General features: G+C 61.8%; 26 protein-coding genes and 1 riboswitch. Of the genes, 17 read left to right on the top strand and 9 right to left on the bottom strand.

Annotated features, from left to right (window positions below; genetic code table 11):
• The first annotated feature begins 3 nt into the window (after positions 1-3).
• Positions 4-86, top strand: a riboswitch (ZMP/ZTP riboswitch).
• Between the two features lie 120 nt (positions 87-206).
• The 4 genes from glyA (at position 207) to nusB (ending at position 3,053) form a co-directional block, all read left to right on the top strand.
• Positions 207-1,508 carry a serine hydroxymethyltransferase gene (gene glyA / locus N0P34_RS13090; protein ID WP_275603677.1) on the top strand — a complete coding sequence of 434 codons (1,302 nt, stop codon included), beginning with the start codon at positions 207-209 and terminating at the stop codon, positions 1,506-1,508.
• A 9-nt stretch (positions 1,509-1,517) separates the two neighbouring features.
• Positions 1,518-1,997, top strand: coding sequence for a transcriptional regulator NrdR (gene nrdR / locus N0P34_RS13085; RefSeq protein WP_275603676.1), 480 nt, complete (start codon positions 1,518-1,520; stop codon positions 1,995-1,997).
• A gap of 99 nt (positions 1,998-2,096) precedes the next feature.
• Complete coding sequence (ribH, locus tag N0P34_RS13080; protein ID WP_275603675.1) at positions 2,097-2,570, top strand: 6,7-dimethyl-8-ribityllumazine synthase; 474 nt, start codon at positions 2,097-2,099, stop codon at positions 2,568-2,570.
• Positions 2,571-3,053: a transcription antitermination factor NusB gene (nusB, locus tag N0P34_RS13075; protein WP_275603674.1), complete on the top strand. Its 483-nt coding sequence runs from the start codon at positions 2,571-2,573 to the stop codon at positions 3,051-3,053.
• A gap of 240 nt (positions 3,054-3,293) precedes the next feature.
• Here nusB and bamE read toward each other — a convergent pair whose 3' ends face one another.
• Positions 3,294-3,743 carry an outer membrane protein assembly factor BamE gene (bamE, locus tag N0P34_RS13070; RefSeq protein ID WP_275603673.1) on the bottom strand — a complete coding sequence of 150 codons (450 nt, stop codon included), beginning with the start codon at positions 3,741-3,743 and terminating at the stop codon, positions 3,294-3,296.
• A gap of 127 nt (positions 3,744-3,870) precedes the next feature.
• Here bamE and N0P34_RS13065 point away from each other — a divergent pair, with 127 nt between their 5' ends.
• The 7 genes from N0P34_RS13065 (at position 3,871) to iolG (ending at position 9,325) form a co-directional block, all read left to right on the top strand.
• Positions 3,871-4,428 (top strand): ubiquinol-cytochrome C chaperone family protein, encoded by a 558-nt coding sequence (locus N0P34_RS13065; protein ID WP_275603672.1) that lies wholly within the window; start codon positions 3,871-3,873, stop codon positions 4,426-4,428.
• Positions 4,425-4,976 (top strand): DUF177 domain-containing protein, encoded by a 552-nt coding sequence (locus N0P34_RS13060; RefSeq protein WP_275603671.1) that lies wholly within the window; start codon positions 4,425-4,427, stop codon positions 4,974-4,976. Before N0P34_RS13065 ends, N0P34_RS13060 begins: the two co-directional genes overlap by 4 nt.
• A 156-nt stretch (positions 4,977-5,132) precedes the next feature.
• Complete coding sequence (gene plsX, locus N0P34_RS13055; RefSeq protein WP_275603670.1) at positions 5,133-6,203, top strand: phosphate acyltransferase PlsX; 1,071 nt, start codon at positions 5,133-5,135, stop codon at positions 6,201-6,203.
• On the top strand, positions 6,200-7,177 hold the full coding sequence (locus N0P34_RS13050; RefSeq protein WP_275603669.1) for a beta-ketoacyl-ACP synthase III: 978 nt from the start codon (positions 6,200-6,202) through the stop codon (positions 7,175-7,177). The genes plsX and N0P34_RS13050 overlap by 4 nt, the downstream gene beginning before the upstream one ends.
• Positions 7,178-7,384: 207 nt before the next feature.
• Positions 7,385-7,696 carry an integration host factor subunit alpha gene (locus tag N0P34_RS13045; protein WP_275603668.1) on the top strand — a complete coding sequence of 104 codons (312 nt, stop codon included), beginning with the start codon at positions 7,385-7,387 and terminating at the stop codon, positions 7,694-7,696.
• 27 nt (positions 7,697-7,723) lie between these two features.
• Positions 7,724-8,179 (top strand): MerR family transcriptional regulator, encoded by a 456-nt coding sequence (locus tag N0P34_RS13040; RefSeq protein WP_275603667.1) that lies wholly within the window; start codon positions 7,724-7,726, stop codon positions 8,177-8,179.
• A gap of 108 nt (positions 8,180-8,287) precedes the next feature.
• The gene (iolG, locus tag N0P34_RS13035) at positions 8,288-9,325 is read left to right on the top strand and encodes an inositol 2-dehydrogenase (RefSeq protein WP_275603666.1); all 1,038 of its coding nucleotides are present in this window, start codon (positions 8,288-8,290) and stop codon (positions 9,323-9,325) included.
• A 278-nt stretch (positions 9,326-9,603) separates the two neighbouring features.
• On the opposite strand, the gene N0P34_RS13030 is transcribed toward iolG, so the two are convergent.
• Entirely contained in the window at positions 9,604-10,785 is a 1,182-nt protein-coding gene (locus tag N0P34_RS13030) for a hypothetical protein (RefSeq protein ID WP_275603665.1), read from the bottom strand.
• Between the two features lie 257 nt (positions 10,786-11,042).
• On the opposite strand from N0P34_RS13030, the gene N0P34_RS13025 reads away from it, so the two are divergent.
• Together N0P34_RS13025 and N0P34_RS13020 are read left to right on the top strand one after the other, a co-directional pair.
• Positions 11,043-12,512: a Do family serine endopeptidase gene (locus N0P34_RS13025; protein WP_275603664.1), complete on the top strand. Its 1,470-nt coding sequence runs from the start codon at positions 11,043-11,045 to the stop codon at positions 12,510-12,512.
• Between the two features lie 240 nt (positions 12,513-12,752).
• Complete coding sequence (locus tag N0P34_RS13020) at positions 12,753-14,069, top strand: replication-associated recombination protein A (protein ID WP_275603663.1); 1,317 nt, start codon at positions 12,753-12,755, stop codon at positions 14,067-14,069.
• A 117-nt stretch (positions 14,070-14,186) separates the two neighbouring features.
• Here N0P34_RS13020 and N0P34_RS13015 read toward each other — a convergent pair whose 3' ends face one another.
• Positions 14,187-15,302, bottom strand: a complete 1,116-nt coding sequence (locus N0P34_RS13015) for a patatin-like phospholipase family protein (RefSeq protein ID WP_275603662.1) — start codon at positions 15,300-15,302, stop codon at positions 14,187-14,189.
• A gap of 42 nt (positions 15,303-15,344) precedes the next feature.
• Here N0P34_RS13015 and crcB point away from each other — a divergent pair, with 42 nt between their 5' ends.
• The 4 genes from crcB to N0P34_RS12995 are packed head-to-tail and all read left to right on the top strand — an operon-like array spanning position 15,345 to position 18,224.
• Positions 15,345-15,797: a fluoride efflux transporter CrcB gene (gene crcB / locus N0P34_RS13010; protein ID WP_345774429.1), complete on the top strand. Its 453-nt coding sequence runs from the start codon at positions 15,345-15,347 to the stop codon at positions 15,795-15,797.
• Positions 15,794-16,783, top strand: coding sequence for an RluA family pseudouridine synthase (locus N0P34_RS13005; protein ID WP_275603661.1), 990 nt, complete (start codon positions 15,794-15,796; stop codon positions 16,781-16,783). The genes crcB and N0P34_RS13005 overlap by 4 nt, the downstream gene beginning before the upstream one ends.
• The gene (locus N0P34_RS13000) at positions 16,780-17,445 is read left to right on the top strand and encodes an HAD-IA family hydrolase (RefSeq protein WP_275603660.1); all 666 of its coding nucleotides are present in this window, start codon (positions 16,780-16,782) and stop codon (positions 17,443-17,445) included. Before N0P34_RS13005 ends, N0P34_RS13000 begins: the two co-directional genes overlap by 4 nt.
• A 2-nt stretch (positions 17,446-17,447) precedes the next feature.
• Positions 17,448-18,224 carry an ATP12 family protein gene (locus N0P34_RS12995; protein WP_275603659.1) on the top strand — a complete coding sequence of 259 codons (777 nt, stop codon included), beginning with the start codon at positions 17,448-17,450 and terminating at the stop codon, positions 18,222-18,224.
• Between the two features lie 37 nt (positions 18,225-18,261).
• Here the strand turns inward: N0P34_RS12995 and folK are convergent, their stop codons facing one another.
• The 6 genes from folK to cysP form a co-directional block, all read right to left on the bottom strand.
• Positions 18,262-18,696, bottom strand: a complete 435-nt coding sequence (folK, locus tag N0P34_RS12990; RefSeq protein ID WP_275603658.1) for a 2-amino-4-hydroxy-6-hydroxymethyldihydropteridine diphosphokinase — start codon at positions 18,694-18,696, stop codon at positions 18,262-18,264.
• A complete protein-coding gene (gene folB, locus N0P34_RS12985; RefSeq protein WP_275603657.1) occupies positions 18,696-19,079 on the bottom strand; it encodes a dihydroneopterin aldolase in 384 nt (127 codons plus the stop codon). The genes folK and folB overlap by 1 nt, the downstream gene beginning before the upstream one ends.
• A gap of 5 nt (positions 19,080-19,084) precedes the next feature.
• Positions 19,085-19,942 carry a dihydropteroate synthase gene (gene folP / locus N0P34_RS12980; protein ID WP_275603656.1) on the bottom strand — a complete coding sequence of 286 codons (858 nt, stop codon included), beginning with the start codon at positions 19,940-19,942 and terminating at the stop codon, positions 19,085-19,087.
• Positions 19,943-20,146: 204 nt separating this feature from the next.
• On the bottom strand, positions 20,147-20,950 hold the full coding sequence (cysW, locus tag N0P34_RS12975; RefSeq protein WP_275603655.1) for a sulfate ABC transporter permease subunit CysW: 804 nt from the start codon (positions 20,948-20,950) through the stop codon (positions 20,147-20,149).
• Position 20,951: 1 nt separating this feature from the next.
• The gene (gene cysT, locus N0P34_RS12970) at positions 20,952-21,788 is read right to left on the bottom strand and encodes a sulfate ABC transporter permease subunit CysT (RefSeq protein ID WP_275603654.1); all 837 of its coding nucleotides are present in this window, start codon (positions 21,786-21,788) and stop codon (positions 20,952-20,954) included.
• Between the two features lie 121 nt (positions 21,789-21,909).
• A complete protein-coding gene (gene cysP, locus N0P34_RS12965) occupies positions 21,910-22,908 on the bottom strand; it encodes a thiosulfate ABC transporter substrate-binding protein CysP (RefSeq protein ID WP_275603653.1) in 999 nt (332 codons plus the stop codon).
• Positions 22,909-23,019 lie beyond the last annotated feature (111 nt).

Genomic DNA, 23,019 nt, shown 5'->3' with positions numbered 1-23,019 from the left:
AGGAGGCGTTCGCGCGACTGGCGAGATGAGATGGGTAACCATCGGGGAACGCGAACCTGAGAGAGCCGCTCGCCTGGGCATCCATCCGTCAATCAGGGGAGCCCTATGATTCTTACTGACTTAACCCGGCCTTGGAATCGCGCCCACCGTCGTGATAACACCGCCGCCACGCCCGTCCGTATCCTCTTGTCCGAGGTTTTCTTCTCATGAGTGCTGCAAACTCACTTCCGCTGTTTCCGAATTTCTTTTCCAATACGCTGGCCGAGACCGATCCCGAGATCGCCGGCGCCATCGGTCAGGAGCTCGGTCGTCAGCAGCACGAAATCGAGCTGATCGCCTCGGAAAACATCGTCTCCCGCGCCGTCCTTGAGGCGCAGGGGTCGGTCATGACCAACAAATATGCCGAAGGCTATCCGGGAAAGCGCTACTACGGCGGCTGCGAGTTCGTCGACATTGCCGAAAGCCTCGCCATCGAGCGCGCCAAGCAGCTCTTCGGCGTCGAGTTCGCCAATGTTCAGCCCAATTCCGGCTCCCAGGCCAACCAGGGCGTCTATCAGGCGCTGGTCCAGCCCGGCGACACCATCCTCGGCATGTCGCTCGACGCCGGTGGCCACCTGACCCACGGCGCCAAGCCTAACCAGTCCGGCAAGTGGTTCAATGCCATCCAGTACGGTCTGCGCAAGCAGGACGGCCGCGTCGACATGGACCAGGTCCGCCAGCTCGCCCGCGAGCACAGCCCCAAGATGATCGTGGCAGGCTTCTCGGCCTATTCGCGGGTCATGGACTGGGCCGAGTTCCGCGCCATCGCCGATGAAGTCGGCGCCATCCTCTTCGTCGACATGGCTCACGTTGCCGGTCTCGTCGCTGGCGGTCAGTACCCCAGCCCGTTCCCGCATGCCCATGTCGCTACCACCACCACGCACAAGACCCTTCGTGGCCCGCGCGGCGGCCTGATCCTGACCAATGACGAGGCGATCGCCAAGAAGATCAACTCGGCCATTTTCCCGGGCATCCAGGGCGGCCCGCTGATGCATGTGATCGCCGCAAAGGCCGTTGCCTTCAAGGAAGCGCTGCAGCCCGAGTTCAAGCAATACGCCGCTCAGGTCGTTGCCAACGCCCAGATCCTGGCCGAAACCCTCGTAAAGGGTGGGGTGGATATCGTCTCGGGCGGTACCGACAACCATCTGATGCTGGTGGACCTGCGTCCCAAGGGGCTCACAGGCAAGGCCACCGAGGCGGCCCTCGGTCGCGCCTTCATCACCTGCAACAAGAACGCCGTCCCGTTCGATCCGGAAAAGCCTGCGATCACCTCGGGCATTCGTCTCGGGACGCCGGCCGGCACCACCCGTGGTTTCGGCACCGAAGAGTTCCGCGAAGTTGGCGAGCTCATCATCGAAGTGCTCGACGGCCTCAAGACCAACGGCGAAGACAACAATTCATCCGTCGAAGCGGCCGTGCGTGAGAAGGTCAAGGCCCTCACCGCCCGCTTCCCAATCTACGCCAACTAAGGGTTACCCATGCGCTGCCCCTATTGTGGCAACGACGACACCCAGGTGAAGGATAGCCGCCCGACCGAAGATTCGGGCGCTATCCGCCGCCGCCGCGTGTGCAATGCCTGCGGCGGCCGCTTCACCACGTTCGAACGTGTGCAGCTGCGCGACCTCACCGTGGTCAAGAAGAGCGGCCGCAAGGTCCCCTTCGACCGCGAAAAGCTCTCCCGCTCGGTCTATACCGCGCTGCGCAAGCGCGCCGTCGATCCCGAGCGCGCCGAGCGGATGATTTCGGGCATTGTCCGCCAGCTCGAAAGCCTCGGCGACGTCGAAATCACCTCCGACCAGATCGGCGAATACGTGATGGAGGGGCTCAAGGGCCTCGACGATGTGGCCTTTGTCCGCTTTGCCTCCGTGTACAAGAATTTCTCTTCTGCCGACGATTTCCGCGACTTCCTGGCTGAACTGGCCGAGGGCGTGACCCCGTCATTCCCGGACGAGGATTGACCGGTCCCTGTTGCAGACCCCGTCAGGCCGGATTAAGGGAATGGACTAGCTCGTGCGCTCCGATTTGGCGGGGCGCGCGGAACACAAGGGTTTCGAGTCATGGACTCCTACGGCGAGCGCTTCCCTATTGAAGCCAATTCGGCGGCCGGACAGCACTTCCTCATCGTGGAAGGGCGCTCCTATCCCGGCATTGCCGATGAGATGCGCGGCGGCGCCGTTGCTGCCCTTGAGGCCGCCGGTGCGACGCACGAGGTCATCGGCGTACCCAGTGCCATGGAAGTGCCTGTCGCCATCGCAATGGCGCTCGAGGCTGGCGACTATGACGGGTTTATCGCCCTTGGCTGCGTTATGCGCGGCCATACCAATCACTACGAGGCTGTGGCCGGCGAGAGCATCCGTGCCTTGGCCGAACTGGCAGTCGTCGATGCCCTTCCGTTGGGCATCGGCATCCTGACCGTCGAGAATGAAGCGCAGGCCTGGATCCGCGCCCGCAAGAATGAGCAGGACCGGGGCGGCGATGCCGCTCGTGCCGCATTGGCCCTGGCCGCGCTTAAGGCAAAGTTGAACGCATAAATGACAGATATTCCCAAACGAGACTCACAGGTCCATCGGCCAGCCAATCAGCGGGGCGCCGCTCGCCTCGCTGCGGTGCAGGCTCTCTATCAGATGGATGTGGGCCGTCAGACACTGGAAGATACGCTCGCCCAGTTCGGCGCCTTCCATCTCGGCCGTGAGATCGAGGGTGAGCAATATCTGCCCGCCGACGCCGACTTCTTCCGTCAGATCGTCCGGGGCGTAGCCAAGCACCAGCTCGAAATCGACCCTGCTGTCGATCAGGCGCTGGCTGACGGCTGGCCGATGGAGCGCGTCGATGCCACCCTGCGCGCCATTTTGCGCGCCGCCGCCTTCGAGCTGCTGCGCCGCAAGGATATCCCCGCCAAGGTGGTCATCACCGAATATGTCGATGTCGCCCGGGCCTTTTACGAAGACGACGCCTCCGGCCTCGTCAACGCCGCCCTCGACACCATCGCCCGCGCTGCCGGCGCCGAACTCTGAGCCAAGCCTCCCGCACCAGGCCTACAATCCCCGCCCAGCGCGGGGATTTTTGTTTTTGGGGCAGCGCGCTGGGCCAGCACTGCCCCCTTCACCTCCCCCTCCGAAGGGGGAGGCAAGCAAAGCTAGGCCCGTTGGCCGTAGCGTCGCTCGGAGGGGGTGACCTCCGTGCTCAGAAAAATCCCAACAAAAAAAAGCCCCGGTGAACCGGGGCTTCCAAAATCTAAAAATACGTAAGACCGATCAGAACGACTGCAGGATCGAGTCGATGAAGGTGCGGTCTTCGCCGAAGGACTGGGTGCGGCGTTGCTCGATGGTCACCACCTTGCCATCGGTCAGGCCGTAGACGGCCTTGTCCGAAACGCGCTTGTTCTTGTCGAAATACACGGCGAGAACGGTGCGTTCCTGGACCATCGACAGGCCAAATGCAGTCTGCTGCACCTTGGTCTCGACATAATACCAGGCGCTCTGGTCGCCGAAGGAATTGGTGGACTGTGGCGATCCCAGCACGACGCGAACCAGGTCCTGGCTCTGGCCGACGCGGATCTGCTGCATGGCCGAGTCGGAAATCTCGTAGCCCTGCGTGCGGCTGGTAACAACCGACGTGCTGCTGGTGCAGGCGACAAGGGCGAGTGCCATGACGGCTGCTGCCGCGATCGGTGCGATAGGAGCGGAGGCAATACGCAGGAGCATGAATTTGACTTTCCCGATGGCTCTCGACTATAGGCGTGACAACAAGGCGCGTGCCCAATGACCGCCGGAATGTGTAGCTGTCAACACCCTGATCTGGCAAGCTGGCAAGCAGCCCGGCGCGCTAATCATGTGTTTGACCGATCCCGAGGCTGAGCGCAATCCCATGATCCTGTCGTTGTTCCGCAAGAACACAGCAACTGACGCCGTTTATGCCGTCTATCGGGCCATTGTGGCGCAATCCCGACAGCCGCAATTCTATGCCCAATTGGGCGTGCCGGATACGGTTACCGGCCGGTTCGACATGATCAGCGTGCACATGGCCCTGTTGTTCCGGCGCCTGCGCGCCGAGACGACCAAGGATTTCAGCCAGGCCGTGTTCGATCTTTTCTTCAAGGATATGGACCGCTCCCTGCGCGAAATGGGCGTCACCGATCTGGGCGTTCCGAAGAAGATCCAGAAGATGGGTAACATCTTTTTCGGGCTGCTCGCCGCCATGAATGAGGCTCTCGATCGCAACGATTCCGAGGCCCTTGCGGGTGTCCTGGCGCGCAATATTTACGAAGGCGAGGCATCCGAGCATGCCGCGGCACTGGCCACATACGTCGCCGCCCAGGATGCCTTTCTTCATACCCAATCGGCCGATTCCATCGTCAAGGGCTCGATCACTTTCGGAGAAGCCGCATGACGCATAAGGCAGAACCCATTTTCGACGCCATCGTCCGTATCGACAAGCTGCCCTCCGCCGGTCGCTCGCTTTCCGTCGATGCCGATGCGCCCACCCGCGCGGCCATTGCCGAGGCCATGAAGGTGACGGCTGTGGAGCGCTTCCAGGCCGAGCTGACCATTGTGCCCCTCCGGGGCGGCCTGCGGGCCCAGGGATGGCTCAAGGCGCGCATCGAGCAACCCTCGGTGGTCACTTTTGAGCCTGTATTCCAGGATATAGCTGCAGAAATCGACCGCGTCTTCCTCCCGGCCAGTGGGCAGAAGGACGCTCCGGCGCCAGGCTCGGAAGTGTTCATCGATCTCGAGGATGACGATTTTCCAGACCATATCGATGGTCCGGAAGTTGATCTGAGCGCGCTTTTGCTTGAAACACTGGGCCTTGAGATCGACCCTTACCCGCGGGCATCAGGTGAAAGCCTCGACGCGCTCGGTCTCGATGAAAAAGACGGGGAAGAAGGGCCATTCGCCGCCCTTGCACGGTTGAAGGCCGAAAAAAAGGACGAAGACTGATCGCAGCGGGCCCTTTCGGTCCGGCGCGGTCGAACGCGTAGGGATGCAGTTCGATCTTGGATCGTCGTGTTCCTTCCCATCGGGTCGGGGCTTGCACCCACCCAGTGATGGGATATGTTTGCATGCCTGCCCAAGCGGGCCGAAACACGGGCTGAAATGACCGATACAATAACGATTTCCGTGGATGCCATGGGCGGCGATCACGCCCCGCGTGCCGTCATCCATGGCGCCGATCTGGCTCTGCGCGAGCGCAAGAATGCCCGGTTCATCTTTCATGGCCGCGAGGAGCAGATCACCCCGCTTCTCGAAGAATTTCCCAGGCTCAAGGCCGCGTCCACCGTTCGCCATTGCGAAACGGTCATCGCCATGGACGAAAAGCCCAGTCAGGCTCTCCGCAAGGGCAAGGGCACGTCCTCCATGTGGATGGCCATTCAGGCGGTCAAGGATGGCGAGGCCGATGTGGCCATCTCTGGGGGCAATACCGGCGCCCTGATGGCCATGGCCACGTTCTGCCTGCGTCCCATGGAAGGCATTTCCCGGCCCGGCATTGCTGCCATCTGGCCGACCCTGAGGACCGACATCATCGTGCTCGACATGGGCGCGACCATCGGTGCCGATGCTCGCCAGCTCGTCGACTACGCCATTCTTGGCTCCGCCCTGGCGCGTTCGCTCTTCGATTCGGAATCGCCCACTGTCGGCCTTCTCAATGTCGGCACCGAGGAAGTGAAGGGGCTCGACTACATCAAGGAAGCCGGCAAGATCCTCCAGCAGGCCAGCGGATCGGGATTCACCTATCACGGCTTCGTCGAAGGGGATGATATCGGCAAGGGCACGGTAGATGTCGTCGTCACCGAAGGATTTGTCGGAAATATCGCCCTCAAGACCGCTGAGGGCACGGCCCGGCAGGTCGCGTCCTATCTCCGCAGCGCTCTCATGGCCAATTGGATGAGCAAGCTGGGCGCTCTTTTCGCCAGTTCGGCGCTCAATGCCCTCAAGCGCAAGATGGACCCGCGCACCGTCAATGGCGGGGTGTTCATGGGCCTCAATGGCATCGTCATCAAATCCCATGGCGGCACCGACGAGATTGGTTACAAGAGCGCCCTGGGCCTTTCCTATGAAATGGCGCGCAGCCGTCTGATCGAGAAAATCGGCGACAGCATGCAGCGCTTTCCCGTCAACAGGGAGGCGCCCAAATCGCCTTCCGATAGTGAGGCCAAGTCGGCGTGACCAGGATTCGTTCAATCGTGCGCGGGGTTGGTGCCTACCTGCCCCAAAAAGTGCTGACCAATGCAGAACTCGCCAAGACGGTCGATACGTCCGACGAGTGGATTCAGCAGCGCGTCGGCATCAAGGAACGGCACATCGCTGCCGAAGGCGAGTACACCTCTGATCTCGCCGTCGCCGCCGCCAAAAACGCGCTCGCCAATGCGGGCCTGACGCCTGATGACATCGACCTCATCATCGTTGCCACGACGACGCCCGACTACACCTTCCCCGCCGCTGCAACCCTCGTGCAGATGAAGCTGGGCATCCACCACGGCATGGCGTTCGACATCCAGGCCGTGTGCTCGGGCTTTGTCTACGCCGTCGCGACTGCCGACAGCTACATCAAGAATGGCCTCGGCACCCGGGCTCTCGTCATCGGCGCCGAGACTTTCTCGCGCCTGCTCGACTGGACCGACCGCACCACCTGCGTGCTGTTCGGCGACGGCGCCGGCGCCATGATCCTCGAAAAAGTCGACCTTGCCGATGGCGAGCCCGAACGCGGCGTTCTGGCTTCTGCGCTCCGCTCCGATGGCCACCATTGGGACAAGCTCTATGTCGATGGTGGTCCGTCCACCACCGGCACCACCGGCCACGTCCATATGCAGGGCCCCGAAGTCTTCCGTCACGCCGTCGGCAAGATCACCGACGTGGTCTATTCCACGCTCGAAAAGACCGGCTACACGGTTGGCGATCTCGACTGGTTCGTCCCTCATCAGGCAAATCGCCGCATTATCGACGGGGCAGGGGCCAAGCTGGGCCTGCCGCCTGAAAAGGTCGTGGTCACTGTCGATATCCACGCCAATACCTCCGCCGCCTCCGTGCCCCTGGCACTCAGCGTGGCGACTGCGGATGGCCGCATCAAGCAAGGCGACCTCGTCATGCTCGAGGCCATGGGCGGCGGCTTCACCTGGGGCGCATCGCTGATCCGCTGGTAACCTTTCTCCACCCGCATTGACCTTAAGCGTTTCAGGGCGTTAGTGTATTTTCGGGTGGAGGAGCCTGGCGCTGAAGCTGGACAAGAAAGTCACGGCGGCGTCGTTTGAGCGGTTTACCTGCCGGCGCAGGCAGTTCGGCGACGAGCTGTGGGGGGTTGTTCGCCGTCTTGCCGGGAAACCACTCATGCAACAGCAATGGGGGTGCTTATGGCGCAGAAGACGGTTACGCGGGCTGACCTATCCGAAGCAGTTTACGGCACTGTGGGCTTGTCCCGCACCGAGTCGGCGGAGCTGGTTGAGCGCGTGCTTGAGCTCATTACCGAGGCCTTGGTCACGGGAGCAAACGTCAAACTGTCGTCCTTTGGGTCGTTCCAGGTCCGCTCCAAGAATGAGCGAGTGGGCCGCAATCCCAAAACCGGTGAGGAGGTGCCGATCCTCCCCCGGCAGGTTCTTGTGTTCAAACCCAGCAACGTGTTGAAGTCCAAGATTAACAAGTCTATGGTCGGCGCTGAAAAGTAAGGTTTTCTTACTGAAGGGGCTAGCGGTTTGGACAAGTCTCCAGACGCATTCCGGACCATTTCTGAGGCGGCTGAGGAGCTTGACCTTCCTCAGCACGTTCTCCGGTTCTGGGAAACGCGCTTCGCGACGATCAAGCCGCTGAAGCGTGGCGGCGGCCGCCGTTATTACCGGCCCGAAGACGTCATGCTCCTGCGGGGCATTCGGCACCTTCTTTACGATCAGGGTTTCACCATCAAGGGCGTCCAGCGCATCCTCAAGGAGCAGGGGCCTCGCTATGTCATCGCCGTTGGCGAGGGCAGGCCGGTGGATGAGATCATCCCGCTCATCGAGGACGCTGAGGAAGCCGCCGACGAGGCAGTGGTCGAAGAGGCGCTGATGGAAGCCAGCCCCGCGCTCGACGAAGAATCGCGCAACAGGCTCTCCGAGGTCCTGCGCGAGCTGCTCGAGTGCAAGCGCATCCTTGAACGCGCCCGCGAGCACTGAGCCTCCCGCTGGCATTCTCGGAATTTCCGTTTCATTCCTTTCAGAAATCGCCTAATCATTCCACCGCAATTCGGCCGCGCCGCCGGCCTCAGCGGTGGAGAGTTTCGCATGTCTGTTCGTTTTGGCCTGCTCGGAGCCGGGCGCATTGGCAAGGTTCACGCCAGGGCCGTGACGTCCAATCCCAAGGCACGCCTCGTCGCAGTCGCCGACGCCATGGCCCAGGCTGCCACTGACCTGACTAGCCAATATGGCGCCGAGGTTCGTACCATTGAGGCGATCGAGGCCGCCGGCGACATCGACGCCGTCGTCATCTGCACGCCAACCGACACGCATGCAGAGCTGATTGAGCGCTTCGCCCGCGCCGGCAAGGCCATCTTCTGCGAGAAGCCCATCGATCTCGACGTCGAGCGCGTCAAATCCTGCCTAAAAATCGTCGACGAAGTCGGCGGGACCTTGATGGTCGGCTTCAATCGTCGCTTCGATCCCCATTTCCAGGCCGTGCGAAAAGCCATCGACGAGGGCCAGATCGGCGACGTCGAGATGGTCACCATCGTCTCGCGCGATCCCGGCGCGCCCCCGGTCGACTACATTAAGCGCTCCGGCGGCATCTTTCGCGATATGACCATCCATGATTTCGACATGGCCCGCTTCCTGCTTGGCGAGGAGATTGACACGGTCAGCGCCCAGGCTTCCGTGCTGGTCGACAAGGCTATCGGCGCGGCCGGCGATTATGACAGCGTCTCGGTCATGCTCGCCACTGCCTCGGGCAAGCACGCCACCATTTCCAATTCGCGCCGCGCCACCTATGGCTACGACCAGCGCATCGAAGTCCATGGCTCCAGGGGCGCCGTAGCCGCCGAAAACCAGCGTCCGGTTTCCATCGAAATCGCCAGTGCGTCCGGTTACACCCGGCCGCCACTGCATGACTTCTTCATGACCCGCTACACCGAAGCTTATGCGAGGGAAATCAGTAGCTTCATCGATTTCGTGGAATCAAAATCTCCGGCCTCGCCGAGCGGCATAGACGGCCTCATCGCCCTTGCGCTTGCCGACGCCGCGCTCAAATCCGTCCGAGAAGGTCGGGCAATAAAAGTCAGCGAAATCACCGGCCCCCTGGCCGACCGCTCGGTGTTCCAGGGGCGGTAACGCTGCCGACTGATCTAGCCCCTCTCTCTCCACGCACACTCTTCTCCCTCCCCTCGATGGGGAGGGCCGGGGTGGGGTGGAGCCACAGAAGCAGACCTACGGGCGTTCATACCCCCACCCAACCTCCCCTGACAGGGGGAGGAGCCGGCTGGTGGCTCACCGACCTTTCCGTGACATCGATGCAATCCCTCCCCCTATCAGGGGGAGGCGAGGAGGGGTTCTTACCCCCAGAAACACAAAAAGGGCGGGAATGATCTCTCATCCCCGCCCCTTCGAAATCACTCGGCCGGCGCCATGTCCTTGCCGGTATAGACCTCTTCGACCCAGTACTGGTCGCGCCGGTCAAAGCCGTTGAACGGCGTCAGCGAGGCCTGGGTATAGGCACCCATCAGACCGAACTCGATCCAGTCATCCTCGTCGATATCGGCCGGCAGGGTGAACACCTGTGGCAGCACGTCATAGCTGTCACAGGTCGGGCCCCACAGCGTGAATTCGCTGAATTCGGCGTTGTTGTCGTGGATACGCGGACCGCGCCAGACGCGAACCGGCGGGGTGAAGTGCATGAACTTCACTTCCATCAGCGCGCCGTAGGCCCCGTCATTGACATAAACGGCCTGGCCGCCGCGCTGGTGTTTTACGCGCAGCAGCAGCGAGGTGGACGACGTCACGATCGCGCGGCCTGGCTCGATGATCAGCTCTGGCTTGCGCTTGCCGAAATGGTCTTCCACGGCATTGCCGATGGTTTCGAAATAGTGGTCCATCGGCGGCGCTTCGCTGGTCGGGTAGGGGGCTGGATAGCCGCCACCGATGTTGAGGCGCTTGAGTTCGATGCCGGCTTCCTCGACGATTCGAGCCGCTGCCGCGATGTGGCGCTCATAGGCATAGGCGTCTTCGCACTGCGAACCGACATGGAAGCAGAGGCTGGGCGTATAGCCCATCTTCTCTACGGCCGTCACGATTTCGGCCGCGCCCTGTTCCATCACGCCGAACTTGATGCCGAAATCATAGGATTTCAGCGCCTTGCCGGCCTTGAAACGGGTGGTCACTTCCACGTCGCGGCTGGGCGACACGACGGAGGCCAGCTGGTCGAGCTGTTGGGGATGGTCGATGGTGAAGCTGCGAACGCCGAACTCTTCATAGGCGCGTTCGATTTCGCGCTTGTTCTTGATCGGGTTGTTGTAGTGCATCACCGCGCCCGGCGCGTAGTCGCGCACCAGTTCCATCTCGCGGTTCGAGGCAACGTCGAACGCCTTGAGCCCTTCGGCATGCAGCTGCGCGATGATGTGCGGGGAGGGGTTGCACTTCACCGCATAGGTCAGCAGCCCGTCAAAGCCCTTCCGGAACACCTTGATGGCGCGATGAAACTCTCGTTCCGAAAACAGGAACGAGGGATAATCCGGCGCTTCCGCAGCGATCAGCGCGGAAGTATTGGGATAGACGGTTTTCGGCTCGTCGGTCATTGGACAACAGGCCTTTCGGGGCTGGAGGAAGGGTGGGGAAGTGCTGCGGGTCCGGGAATTTTCTGTCCCAATCATTCGGCCGGATGCGCATCGAAATGAGCGCTGCATATAGGGCGGTGTGCCCCCCGGCGCAAACGATTATTTCCCCCTGGAAACAACAATGTTCGCGCGTCATTTTCATGACAGATTGCAAGCGTTTTCGTCTGCATCCGGCACCGGTGCTTCGGTGATGAAAAAAAGCGATTGAGGATTGAGCCATGTCATTAAGAACACTGGTGTTTTCGGGTGTCGCCCTGGCGGTTTTGGCGCTTGGGGCCACCCTGGCCCTCACGACAGTCAACGCGCCGACACAGCCTCAGGTTCAACTGCTCGTTTCGCCTCCCGATGCGGGCGAGCGTCTCGTGCCCACCAGCGATGGCCAGGTGAAGCTCAGTTTTGCCCCGGTAGTGAAGGCTGTTTCCCCGTCCGTGGTCAATGTCTATGCCACTCGCATCGAGTCGCAGACGACCTCGCCCTTTGCCAGCGACCCCTTCTTCTCGCGCTTTTTCGGCGATCAATACTTCCAGTCCCGCCCCCGCGAATCCCGCTCCCTTGGTTCGGGCGTTATCGTCGAAGGCGCCGGCGTCATCCTGACCAATAGTCACGTTATCAGCGGCGCGACCGACGTCCGCATCGCCCTCAGCGATGGGCGGGAATTTGCGGTCGATATCGTGGTTGAAGACAAGCAGACCGATCTCGCCGTCCTTCGCGTCCGCGACCCCAAGGGCGCCACCTTCCCCGCCATTACTTTTGCAGACAGCGATGGCTTGCTGGTCGGCGATCTCGTCCTCGCCATCGGCAATCCCTTCGGCGTCGGCCAGACCGTGACCAGCGGCATTGTCTCGGCTTTGGCGCGCACCGGCGTCGAGGCCTCGGAGTATGAGTTCTTCATCCAGACCGACGCCGCCATCAATCCCGGCAATTCCGGCGGCGCCTTGGTCGATCTCGACGGCCATTTGGTTGGCATCAACACCGCCATTTTCTCTCAGACCGGCGGATCGGTCGGCATTGGCTTTGCCATTCCTGCAAATATGGCGCGCCTTGTCGCCGAGGCGGGAGTCACGGGCGGCCAGATCATCCGTCCCTGGTTCGGCGCCAAGATGCAGCCGGTCGACGCCGACATCGCCCAAAGCCTCGGCATGGACGCGCCCCACGGCGCCCTCCTGACCGAAATAGCGCCGGGCGGCCCCGCCGAGCGGGCCGGTTTCCGCTCGGGCGATGTCATCCTGTCCGTGGATGGTCAGCGCGTCGACGATCCCAGCGCCTTCAATTTCCGCCTCGCGACGAGGCCTATTGGGCAGATTGCCCGTCTGGAGCGCCTGCGCGGTGGCGCGGAGGAGACGGTCGAGTTCACCGTCGAGGCCGCACCCGCACCGTCTGACGCCGCTCTCGCCACAATATCGGGCAATTCCCGCTTTTCTGGGGTCTCGGTTCGCCAGCTCGATCCCGCCCTCGCCGAAGCCAAGGGCCTGCCCTATGACGCCACCGGTGTCATCATCACCGCGGTCGCTCCCGGCTCTCCCGCCGAAGGCATGGGCCTGCGCGTCGACGATATCATCCTCTCGCTCAACGATCGGGACATGGTCGATGCCGCGACCTTCTCCTCTCTTGCCTCCCAGCGCGTCCGCACCTGGCAAATCATCCTCCAGCGCAACGGCCGGGTGACCAGATCGATTGTGAGTGGCTGACGACGTAGTCGTCAGGCCCTGAGAGCTATGTTCGAAGGGCGGGCAAAAGCTAAAGCAGATTCAATTTCTCGGACATGTTCAGCAAGAGGCTGAATCTAAACGGGTTATTACCTGCCGTCCCCTGGCTTCCCTCGGGCTCGACCCGAGGGCCACTCAGCGAGCCCCCAAGCTGCAATTGGCGCTCAGACAGACAGCGCTCCAGATAGTGCGATCCCTACCGCACTCTGCTAATAACCTCCCATGTCCGATCTCTTTTCTGCCGATCCCAACGAAACCGACAAGGCCCGTCCGCTGGCAGATCAGCTCCGCCCCCGGACGCTGGATGAGGTTATCGGTCAGGAGCATCTGCTTGGCCCCAACGGCACGCTGCGCCGCATGCTCGCGTCGGGCCGCCTTGGCTCGCTGATCCTCTGGGGACCGCCCGGCACCGGTAAGACCACTGTCGCCCGCCTGCTCGCCGACCAGATCGGCTACAAGTTCGAGCAAATCTCGGCCATCTTCTCCGGCGTCGCCGATCTCAAGAAGGTTTTCGAGAAGGCCCGCTTCGAACGCCTCTCCGGCCACCGCACGCTGCTCTTCGTCGACGAGATTCACCGCTTCAACCGCGCCCAGCTCGACAGCTTCCTGCCCGTCATGGAAGACGGGACCCTGGTCCTCGTTGGAGCGACTACGGAAAATCCGTCCTTCGAACTCAACGCCGCCATGCTCTCGCGCGCCCAGGTGCTCCGCTTCCAGTCCCTCGGGCCAGAGGACCTCGAAAAGCTGATTGGCCGCGCCGAAACCCTGCTCGGGACAAATCTGCCACTCACCGAGGAAGCTCGTCACACCCTGCTCGGTCTCGCCGATGGGGACGGGCGGGCGCTGCTCGGCCTGGTCGAAGAAATTTTAGCATCGGTGGCGGCGAATGAGACGCTTGATGCTAACAGTCTGCTAACAATAGTGCAGCGTAGAGCGCCTATTTATGACAAGGCGCAGGACGGGCACTACAACCTGATTTCGGCGCTGCACAAGACCATTCGCGGCTCCGATCCCGATGCCGCGCTCTACTATTTTGCCCGCATGCTCGACGCTGGCGAGGACCCGCTTTTCCTTGCTAGACGCTTGATTCGTATGGCTTCTGAGGATGTCGGCCTCGCCGACCCCCAGGCCCTTCCCCTCGCCATCGCCGGTCGCGATGCGTACCAGATGCTAGGCTCGCCGGAGGGAGAACTCTCCCTCGCGCAGGTGGTCGTCTATCTCGCCCTCGCCCCCAAGTCGAACGCCGTCTACACCGCCTACAAGTCTGCAGTTTCCATTGCGAAATCAACGGGTTCGCCCATGCCTCCAATGGTCATTCTCAACGCCCCGACCAAACTGATGAAGGGCGAAGGCTATGGCGACGGCTACATTTACGACCACGACACGCCCGAAGCCTTTTCCGGCCAGGAATACTTCCCGGAAAAGATAGGCCGGCAGGCCTTTTATGAGCCGGTGGAACGCGGTTTCGAGAGGGATCTGCGCAAGCGCATGGATTATTTCGCCCGACTTCGTGCTGAAAAATCAAAGGGCAGGGACTAGTTATCCCCGCCCGGTGCTTGCGCGCTATTCTTACGCCGATTGTCGAAGGGTAAGGGGCGTGACGACACTGAGACATCAAAAGAAAAACGCACCAGCGAGGCCAGTGCGTTTGTCCGGTCAGTTGCGGTGGTGCCACGCACCGACCTTGCCGCTTTGCAGGCCGTAATCGTACAGCATGCTCAGCCATTGCGGTGAGCCGAAGAGGCTGCTGCTCTCCGGAAACTCTGCCGGAATGGCCGTGACACGATAGCTCACGCCGCTGTTCTTGGCCGAGCTGGCCAGCTCCGCAAGATTAGCGCGGCCGAGATATTTCAACATTGTCGGCACGGCGCGCTGCAGAAGGCTTACGCTGGATATCTGCACGGTCTCTCTAGTTGGCTCGACGACGCCGTTGAAGATCACATAGAGCTGGGCTGTGCCATTGCCGCGATTGCCGTAGCCGCCAGGCATGAGCAGAACCTGCTGGGTCACCCCTCCATCGACGTGCAGTTCGTTGAACGCCTGGCCCTGGGCTGCCACATCCACCAGAATCGGCGGGAACACGCCCGGAACTGCTGCAGACGCGAGGATGATATTGTGTACCAATTCCAGGCGGTTAGGCAGATTGCTGTTGGCAATGGCGCCGATATCCCAAACCACCGGGCGCTGGGCGTCGAGATTGGTCGTACCGACATAGAGGCGGCGACCGTCGCGATGCGCCTTGGCGATATCAGTGAGCACGCGCTCATCCACGACTGTGGCGATAGCGGCCCGCAGCGGCGCATTGCTGAGGATGGACGGCGCACCGAATACGGCCGAAATGAAATCGGCAGCGGGATTGGTGGCTTCGGTCAGCGACGAGAAGACCAATTTCAATTTTTCGTCGTACGGCGTGCCGAGAAAGGCGAGGGGAGCAATGATGGCACCCACGCTGATTCCGGTGACGACTTCGAATTCAGGCCGTTTTCCGCTCTGCGACCATCCGACCAGGAAACCGGCGCCATAGGCGCCGTTGATTCCGCCACCGGACAGGGTAAGAAAATCCACCTTTCCGTCCGAGCCGGCCTTGACGCGGGTGTGACTGAAAGCAAACTCGGGATCATCGCCCCAATAGCGCAGCGTCGTGCTCGTGCCTATGCTGGCCGTGTCAGCCAGCGCTGCCGGGACCAAGGCACGTTTGGGCGCGACGAACGAACAGGCACCCAAGGCGATCGCGACTGTCATGATGATAGAGAGTTTCAACAGGCGCTTCATGGGTCTAGAATTCCGATTCCTGAGGTTTAGCGGCACCTTAGAGTGCAGGAATTTGAATGGTGCAAACAAATTGTCAGGCTTTGCCGACAATCGCTTGCGGGGCCTTTAACCATGGGTAGCGTGCTGCTCGTCGGGGCAGGCGGGGCGCTGGGGGCCATGGCGCGCTACAGCTTTACCCTGTTGGTCACGCGTCATCTCGAGACCAACTTTCCCTTCGCGACCCTGCTGATCAACATAGTCGGCTCGGTGGTCATGGGGATTTTCATCGGCCTGCTGGCCCGCTTTATGCCACCCTGGCAGGAAGCCGCTCGCCTCTTCGTCGCGGTGGGCATTTTGGGCGGTTTCACGACCTTTTCAGCCTTTTCGCTCGACGCCATTACACTTATTGAGCGCGGCGAATTGGCAAACGCTACCTTCTATGTCGCCTTGTCGGTTGTGATTTGCCTCGCCGGCCTATATCTCGGGCTCTTGATTAGCAGAGGCGGAGCGGCATGAGCGCGGTCCAACATAAAGAAGTCACCCCAGACGAAGACGGCATGCGGCTCGACCGCTGGTTCGCGCGTAATTTTCCGCAGCTGGGTTTTGGGCGTTTGCAGAAGCTCATCCGCAACGGCGACATCCGCGTCGACAAGGCGCGGGCACAGACCAGCACGCGGCTGGTCGCCGGCCAGACTGTCCGCGTCCCGCCGATCGATGATCCCGGTACGGTCAAGCCGCTTCGGGTCAACGAGGAAGACGTGCGCTTCCTGCGCGATATCACCCTCTATGAGGATGATGACGTCATCGTCTTCAACAAGCCTCACGGCCTAGCCGTGCAGGGTGGCAGCGGTACCGTCCGCCACCTCGACGGCATCCTCAAGAGCATTCCCAATGCCCAGGGCGAGGCGCCGCGCCTGGTCCACCGACTCGACCGCGATACGTCCGGTTGCATCATCGTTGCCAAGACCGCTGCAGCCGCCAAGCACTTCGGCTCGGTGTTCCGCTCGCGTTCAGCGCGCAAGATCTATTGGGCCATCGTCGCCGGCAACCCGACACCCCGCCAGGGCGAGATTTCCTGCTTCCTGGCCAAGCAGGTGACGGCCGATGGTGAGCAGATGGTCGTTGTCCGCAACGGCACTCCAGGCGCCCAGCATTCCTCGAGCTATTATTCGACGACAGATACCGCGAGCCGGCGCTTTGCCTGGGTTACGCTGAAGCCTGTTACCGGCCGCACCCATCAGCTGCGTGTGCACATGGCCCAGCTCGGCACCCCGATCATCGGCGATCCGCGCTACTTCAACATCGAAAACTGGCAGGCAGCCCCGGGCCTCGGAGAGGGTTTGCACCTCCACGCCCGACGCCTGTCTTTGCCCCTGCGCAACGGCAAGCGCCTCGACATAACGGCGCCGTTGCCCCCGCATATGCGCGAGAGCTTCGATGCGCTTGGCTTCGATGCCGATCGCTACGACGTGCAATCCACCGATCCTGAGGACAATCCGTGAAACTTGTCATGTTCGACATGGATGGCACGCTGATCGACACGGAAGCGTTGATCACCGAGCACATGGCCGTGACCTTTACCTCCGCGGGCCTCACGCCTCCGACACCGGCGCAGTCGCGCCGGGTCATTGGCCTTTCGCTCCCGGTGGCCATGGCTCGTCTCCTCGGTTCGGACGACACGGATCTGGCCAATAGGCTCGCTGATGAATACCGGGCCCATTACCGGGCCTCGCTGTTGACGTCCGAGGGTCGGGAAGGGCTGTTTCCCGGCGCTCTGGACGCCCTCAACCTTCTGCGCGACCGAGCCGATACCCTTCTGGGCATTGCAACCGGCAAGGGGCTTTTCGGCGTTCACCGCCTGACGGCCCTGCATGGCATTGCCGACCATTTCGTCACTCTGCAGACCCCCGACCACAATCCCTCCAAACCCCATCCGGGCATGATGCTGCGGGCCATGGCCGAGACCGGTGCCGAAGCGAGTGACACCGTGATCATCGGCGATACCACGTTCGATATAGAAATGGGCAAGGCCGCGGGCACCAAGGCGATCGGCGTCACCTGGGGCTATCACCAGCCCGAGGAACTGATCGCCGCCGGAGCCGATCTGCTTGTGACGAGCTACGACGAGCTGCCCGCCGCTATCGATGCCGTTATGGAGTCCTGACCATGCGCGACCAATTGGAAGACGCCCACAAGCACATGGATGATGGCTATGGCCGCGCCCAGCACCTGAACAAGGTCGAACTGCCTAAGCGGTTCTACAAGGAAGTCGATGTTGCCCGGGTCGACGACGGCTATGCGGTGACGCTCGACGGCCGTCAGGTTCGCACGCCCGGTCACAAGATTCCGGTTATTGTTCCAGCACTTAGCATCGCCCAGACCATGGCGGCCGAATGGGCGGCGCAGGGCGAATTCATCGACCCGGCGACCATGCCCATGGTCCGTCTGATCAACTCCGCCGTCGAAAGCGGGGAGGAGAGGATTCCCGAGTTCCGGGCGGAAATCGGCAAGTTTGCGGCTGGCGATCTGCTGCTTTATCGCGCGGATGCGCCCCAGGAACTCGTCGCCGAGCAGGACCGCGAATGGGACGGCGCCCTGGTTGCCCTGGCACGCAAATTCGATGTGGCCTTCCAGCCGACGATCGGCATCATTCACCAGGCCCAGCCTGCGGAAACGCTGAGGAAGCTCGACTTAACCCTTGAAAATCAAGGGCTTCTGTCGCTGACGGCGCTGGTGTCTATCACCGGCATCACCGGTTCGGGCCTGCTCGCCATCGGCCTCCTGCACGGCCTATTTACGCCCGACCAGGTCTGGAAAGCCGCCCATGTGGATGAGGATCACCAGATCCGGCTGTGGGGTGAAGACGAAGAAGCCAGCGAGCGCCGCGCCAAGCGCCGGGTCGAATTCGACATCGCCGTCGCCGTCGTCGAGGCTCTCAAATAGGGGCTTGATGCTAGCAGACTGTTAGCATTTGCTGATATCAGTTGCGAATGCCCACGATCCAGTCGGCCGTCTCGGGAGCAATCTCCCGCAGCGGCCCCAGGACGAACTCTCGCTCATGCGCGAAGGGATGGGGGAGGGTAAGCCTGCCCGTGTGCATCTCGACCCGCTCATAGGCAATGATGTCGATATCGATGAGGCGGGGACCCCAGACCTCGTGCCGGACCCGACCCATGTCGCGCTCGATGTCGAGACAGACATGAAGAAGGTCGACCGGCTCCAGATCGGTTTCGACCTCGGCCGCCATATTGGCGAAATCCGGCTGATCGGTATTGCCCCAGGGCGCCGTGAGGATCACCGACGATTGCCGCGTCACCGAAATCCCGGCATGGGCATCCAGCCGCTTGATCGCTTGGACGAGTTGCGCCGCCGGGTCGCCGATATTGGCCCCAAGGCTGAGCCAGGCCCGCGCCATTATTGCGGCCTCACGCGGTGGAGTTCGATCGCCGCTTCGCCCCGCACCATGGCAATCGGTGCCTCGGGCTTGCGCACCCGGATAATGATCCAGTTGATTTCGTCGAAGGTTTCGAACAGGGCGTTGACGATATTCTGCGCCAGCGCCTCGATCAGCTTGGTGCGCTTGCCGTCGAAAGTTGCTTTCACCACGTCGAAAATGTCGGCGTAGGAGACTGTGTGGCCGAGCGCATCACTGCTCGCGGGGCCAGACAGGTCGAGACCACATTCGAGCTCGATGAAGAATCGCTGGCCGAGCTTCTTCTCTTCCTCGAAAACGCCGTGGTAGCCGTAAAAGCCCAGATCACGAAGGATGATGCGGTCGCCGGAAAATGCGGTGGTCATAAAAACTAGTTCCCTGTGTCCGGTGGGCCGTAGAGCGTGGCCTCGGAGACCCGAAGCACATCGGAATTGGCGCGCACATCATGGACGCGAAAGATATGGCCACCCATCGCATAACCGAGCGCGGTGGTGGCCAGTGTTCCCGGTAGTCTCTCCTGAGGTTCGTTGTCCAGCAATTTGCCGATCATCGACTTTCGGGATGTGCCGACGAGCAAGGCCAGATCCGGAAAATCGATTCTGAGATCAGCCAGTTGGCGCAGGATCGTGTAGTTCTGCTTGAGGCTTTTGGCAAAGCCGAAGCCGGGATCGAGAATTAGCTTTTCGCGTGGGAGGCCCGCCCGTTTGGCAATGGCGAGCGTTGAATGGAAATAATCGGCCATGGCGGGCAGGGGTTCGGTTTGCGCTGTCCAGCTCCGGTCCCAGTGCATGGCAATCACCGGCGCCTGGTAGAGGGCGGCGATTTCCGCCATCTCCGGTGGTCCTTGCAAGCCGTTTACGTCGTTGATGATGTCGGCACCCGCCTGGATAGCCTGGTCGGCCACGAGCGGCTTGTAGGTGTCGATGGAGATCGGGGTCGCGATACCGGCGCTGCGGAGGGCCTGGATTACCGGGATGACGCGGTCGAGTTCTTCCTGGACACCCACCGGCGCCCCGCCGGGCCGCGTACTCTCGCCCCCTACGTCGATGATGTCGGCGCCTTCCGCCAGCATGGCCTGGGCATGGGCCAGCGCTGCCGCAACACCGTCGTGCTGGCCACCATCGGAAAAACTATCCGGCGTCACATTGAGAATGCCCATGACCAGGGCACGCCGTCCGAGGACCAGCGGTGGTCGATTGGCGAGAGCGATTGTGTGGCTGCTGTGCATGGCAAGACCCATTTGGCTTTGCCGTGAGATAGACCCCACGCCCACAAAAGGCGAGGGGGAACGTGACTGCCAGCCCGGCCTTACCCCCACCCAGCCTCCCCCTGAAATAGGGGGAGGAGCCAGTCTGTGGCTCTCAAATGATTGAGCACACTCGATCTATTCCTCCCCGATCAGGGGAGGAGGGCTCCCGGGTCGCCTTACAGCCTACCGTTCTTCCCAGGCCTCCAGCGCCGATTTCAGCACAAGTGTCAAAACGGCGATCAGCGCCAGGGTCGAGGCGGCGGCAAAGGCCCCGGTGATGTTGAAGTCGTTGAAAAGCAGATTGATCTGCAAGGGCAAGGTATTGGTTTGGCCACGAATGGCGCCAGAGACCACGGAAACTGCCCCGAACTCACCCATGACCCGCGCATTGGTGAGGATAGCGCCGTAGATGAGCCCCCAGCGGATATTGGGGAGGGTGACGTGCCAGAACATCTGCCAGCCATTGGCACCCAGCGAAAGCGCTGCCTCTTCGTCCTCCGTGCCCTGCTGGCGCATGAGGGGTATGAGTTCACGTGCCACATAAGGCGCGGTGACGAAGAGGCTCACCAGCACGATGGCGAGCGGCGTGAACATGATCTGCACGCTGGCAGACTGGAGCGTCGGGCCAAGAAGGCCCTGGCCGCCATAGAGGAAGAGATAGACCACGCCCGCCACGATCGGACTGACGGCCGCCGGCAGCTCGATGACGGTGACCAGGAGGTCGCGACCGCGGAAACGGAAGCGGGTCACGAGCCACGCGAGCGCCACGCCGACCGCCATGTTGATCGGCACGACGATGATTGCCGTGATGACGGTCAGCCAGATCGCGTGCAGCGTATGGGGTTGGGTGATGTTCGCGACGTAAGTGCCGAGACCCTCGCGCAGGGCGAAGGCGAAAATGATTGCCAGCGGGACGGCCAGGGTGACGGCCGCCGCGACGACAGCGATGGAGATCAGCGCGATTTCGCCGACGGAACGGGCGGCCATCTCAGCTTCTCCGCTCGGCGTAGCGCGTCTGCCAGACGCCCAGCATGTTGGTGCAGATCATGGCCAGGAAGGCTACGACCAGCAGCACGAAGGCCAAGGCGGCCGCCGCCTCGTAATTATACTCATCCAGCCGGATATAGATGAGCAGCGACACGATCTCGGTCACGCCCGGAAGATTGCCGGCAATGAACACCACGGCGCCGAATTCGCCGAGCGAACGCGCAAAGGATAGAACGCACCCACCGATGAACGCGGGCATGATGGTGGGCCAGATCACCCGCGCGAAAATCTGCCAGCGACTGGCGCCGAGCGTCCTTGCTGCATTTTCGAGGTCGTCATCGACCTCTTCAAGTACTGGCTGCACGGCGCGCACCACGAAGGGGATGGAGGTGAAGGTCATCGCGGCGATAATGCCCAACTGGCTATAGTTGACCTTGATGCCATTGGGTTCGAGGAACTGGCCATACCAACCTGTCTTGGCAAAGAGCGTCACCAGAACCAGCCCGGCAACCGCGGTGGGCAGGGCGAAAGGCAGGTCCACCAGGGCGTCGAGAACTCGACGGCCCGGAAAGCGATAGCGCGTGAGGACCCAGGCGAGCAGGAGGCCGAGCACCCCATTGATGATCGTGGCGATAAGCGCCGAGCTGAAGGTGATGCGATAGGCGGCGAGTGCGCGGTTCGAGGTGATGATGCGCCAGAATTCCGGCAGGCCCATGCCGGCGACCTTGAGCAGCATCGCCGCCAGCGGCAGAACGATGATGAGCGTGAGATAAAACAGGGACACGCCCATGGTCAGCCCGAAGCCGGGCAGCAGGTGTTTGCTGCGTTTGTAAGCCATTGGCCCTTATGCCTTTAGGCGGGCCAAGGCCCGCCGTCGTGGTAGTGCTGAGATGGGTGGGGACATGAACACCCCCACCTGACCTCCCCCTATCAGGGGGAGGTTGGGAGGGGGTAAGCGACTACTGGTTGAGGAAGACCTTGTCGAGCAGGCCACCTTCGGCGAAGTGCTCGGTGGAGACCTTGTCCCAACCGCCGAATACCTCTTCGACGGTGAGCAGGCGCACTTCCGGGAAGCTCTCGGCGTGGGCGGCTACGACGGCTTCGTCATGCACGCGGTTGAAGAAGGTCGCGAGGATTTCCTGACCGGCAGGCGAATACAGATAGTTCAGATATTCGGTGGCGATTTCCTGGCTGCCACGGGCATCAGCGACCTTGTCGACCACGGCCACGGGGAATTCCGCCAGGAGGCTCACTTCCGGCACGACGGCGTCGTACTTGTCTTCGCCCAGAAGCTTGCGAATGCCGTGAACTTCGGCTTCGAAGGTGATCAGCACGTCGCCCAGTTCGCGTTCGGTGAATGCAGTGGTGGCGCCACGGCCGCCAGTCTCGAACACCGGCACATTGCTGAAGACCTTGGTCAGATAGGCCTCGATCTGGGCTTCGTCGCCCGCGAATTCCTCATTCGCCCAGGCGCGCGCGGCCAGATAGGTGTAGCGCGCATTGCCGGATGTCTTGGGGTTGGGGAAGATCACCGCAACGTCGTCGCGGGCCAGATCGGCCCAGCCGGCGATGTTCTTGGGGTTGTCGGCGCGCACCAGGAACGCCGGCAGAGAGTAATAGGGCGAGGCGTTGTTGGGGAATTCTTCCTGCCAATTGGCCGAAACGAAGCCTTCATCGGCGAGCTTCTGGATATCGGTCACCTGGTTGAAGGTGACGAGATCGGCCTGAAGGCCCTCCAGAATGGAGCGTGCCTGTGCCGAGGAGCCGGCATGGGACTGGTTGACCGTGAGATCGACACCGTGCTCGGCCTTGTAGTGGGGCACGAATTCCAGGTTCACCGCCTCATAGAGTTCGCGGGCGATGTCATAGGACACGTTGAGCAGATCGGTCGGTTGAGCCAGGGCAGGAGTGGTGCCGATGGCAAGGGCCAATACGGCAGAGGTAACCAGCTTGTTCATGACGCTTTTTCCAGCACTTCAGAAGGTGTTGGCGCTGGTGATGCGATGTCCTCCGGGGAGCGTAAAGCGCTAAATCACTGGTTAGGATGAGTAATTTACTGGGCTTGCAGC

The organism is Devosia sp. FJ2-5-3 (assembly GCF_029201545.1).
Lineage (GTDB): Bacteria > Pseudomonadota > Alphaproteobacteria > Rhizobiales > Devosiaceae > Devosia.
This window is presented reverse-complemented; position numbering and strand designations above follow the sequence as displayed.

Excerpts from the sequence above, each read along its gene's own strand:
- glyA (WP_275603677.1), top strand. The coding sequence starts at position 207 with ATGAGTGCTGCAAACTCACTTCCGCTGTTTCCGAATTTCTTTTCCAAT.
- nrdR (WP_275603676.1), top strand. The coding sequence starts at position 1,518 with ATGCGCTGCCCCTATTGTGGCAACGACGACACCCAGGTGAAGGATAGC.
- ribH (WP_275603675.1), top strand. The coding sequence starts at position 2,097 with ATGGACTCCTACGGCGAGCGCTTCCCTATTGAAGCCAATTCGGCGGCC.
- nusB (WP_275603674.1), top strand. The coding sequence starts at position 2,571 with ATGACAGATATTCCCAAACGAGACTCACAGGTCCATCGGCCAGCCAAT.
- bamE (WP_275603673.1), bottom strand. The coding sequence starts at position 3,743 with ATGCTCCTGCGTATTGCCTCCGCTCCTATCGCACCGATCGCGGCAGCA.
- N0P34_RS13065 (WP_275603672.1), top strand. The coding sequence starts at position 3,871 with ATGTGTTTGACCGATCCCGAGGCTGAGCGCAATCCCATGATCCTGTCG.
- N0P34_RS13060 (WP_275603671.1), top strand. The coding sequence starts at position 4,425 with ATGACGCATAAGGCAGAACCCATTTTCGACGCCATCGTCCGTATCGAC.
- plsX (WP_275603670.1), top strand. The coding sequence starts at position 5,133 with ATGACCGATACAATAACGATTTCCGTGGATGCCATGGGCGGCGATCAC.
- N0P34_RS13045 (WP_275603668.1), top strand. The coding sequence starts at position 7,385 with ATGGCGCAGAAGACGGTTACGCGGGCTGACCTATCCGAAGCAGTTTAC.
- iolG (WP_275603666.1), top strand. The coding sequence starts at position 8,288 with ATGTCTGTTCGTTTTGGCCTGCTCGGAGCCGGGCGCATTGGCAAGGTT.
- N0P34_RS13030 (WP_275603665.1), bottom strand. The coding sequence starts at position 10,785 with ATGACCGACGAGCCGAAAACCGTCTATCCCAATACTTCCGCGCTGATC.
- N0P34_RS13025 (WP_275603664.1), top strand. The coding sequence starts at position 11,043 with ATGTCATTAAGAACACTGGTGTTTTCGGGTGTCGCCCTGGCGGTTTTG.
- N0P34_RS13020 (WP_275603663.1), top strand. The coding sequence starts at position 12,753 with ATGTCCGATCTCTTTTCTGCCGATCCCAACGAAACCGACAAGGCCCGT.
- N0P34_RS13015 (WP_275603662.1), bottom strand. The coding sequence starts at position 15,302 with ATGAAGCGCCTGTTGAAACTCTCTATCATCATGACAGTCGCGATCGCC.
- N0P34_RS13005 (WP_275603661.1), top strand. The coding sequence starts at position 15,794 with ATGAGCGCGGTCCAACATAAAGAAGTCACCCCAGACGAAGACGGCATG.
- N0P34_RS12995 (WP_275603659.1), top strand. The coding sequence starts at position 17,448 with ATGCGCGACCAATTGGAAGACGCCCACAAGCACATGGATGATGGCTAT.
- folK (WP_275603658.1), bottom strand. The coding sequence starts at position 18,696 with ATGGCGCGGGCCTGGCTCAGCCTTGGGGCCAATATCGGCGACCCGGCG.
- folB (WP_275603657.1), bottom strand. The coding sequence starts at position 19,079 with ATGACCACCGCATTTTCCGGCGACCGCATCATCCTTCGTGATCTGGGC.
- folP (WP_275603656.1), bottom strand. The coding sequence starts at position 19,942 with ATGCACAGCAGCCACACAATCGCTCTCGCCAATCGACCACCGCTGGTC.
- cysW (WP_275603655.1), bottom strand. The coding sequence starts at position 20,950 with ATGGCCGCCCGTTCCGTCGGCGAAATCGCGCTGATCTCCATCGCTGTC.
- cysT (WP_275603654.1), bottom strand. The coding sequence starts at position 21,788 with ATGGCTTACAAACGCAGCAAACACCTGCTGCCCGGCTTCGGGCTGACC.
- cysP (WP_275603653.1), bottom strand. The coding sequence starts at position 22,908 with ATGAACAAGCTGGTTACCTCTGCCGTATTGGCCCTTGCCATCGGCACC.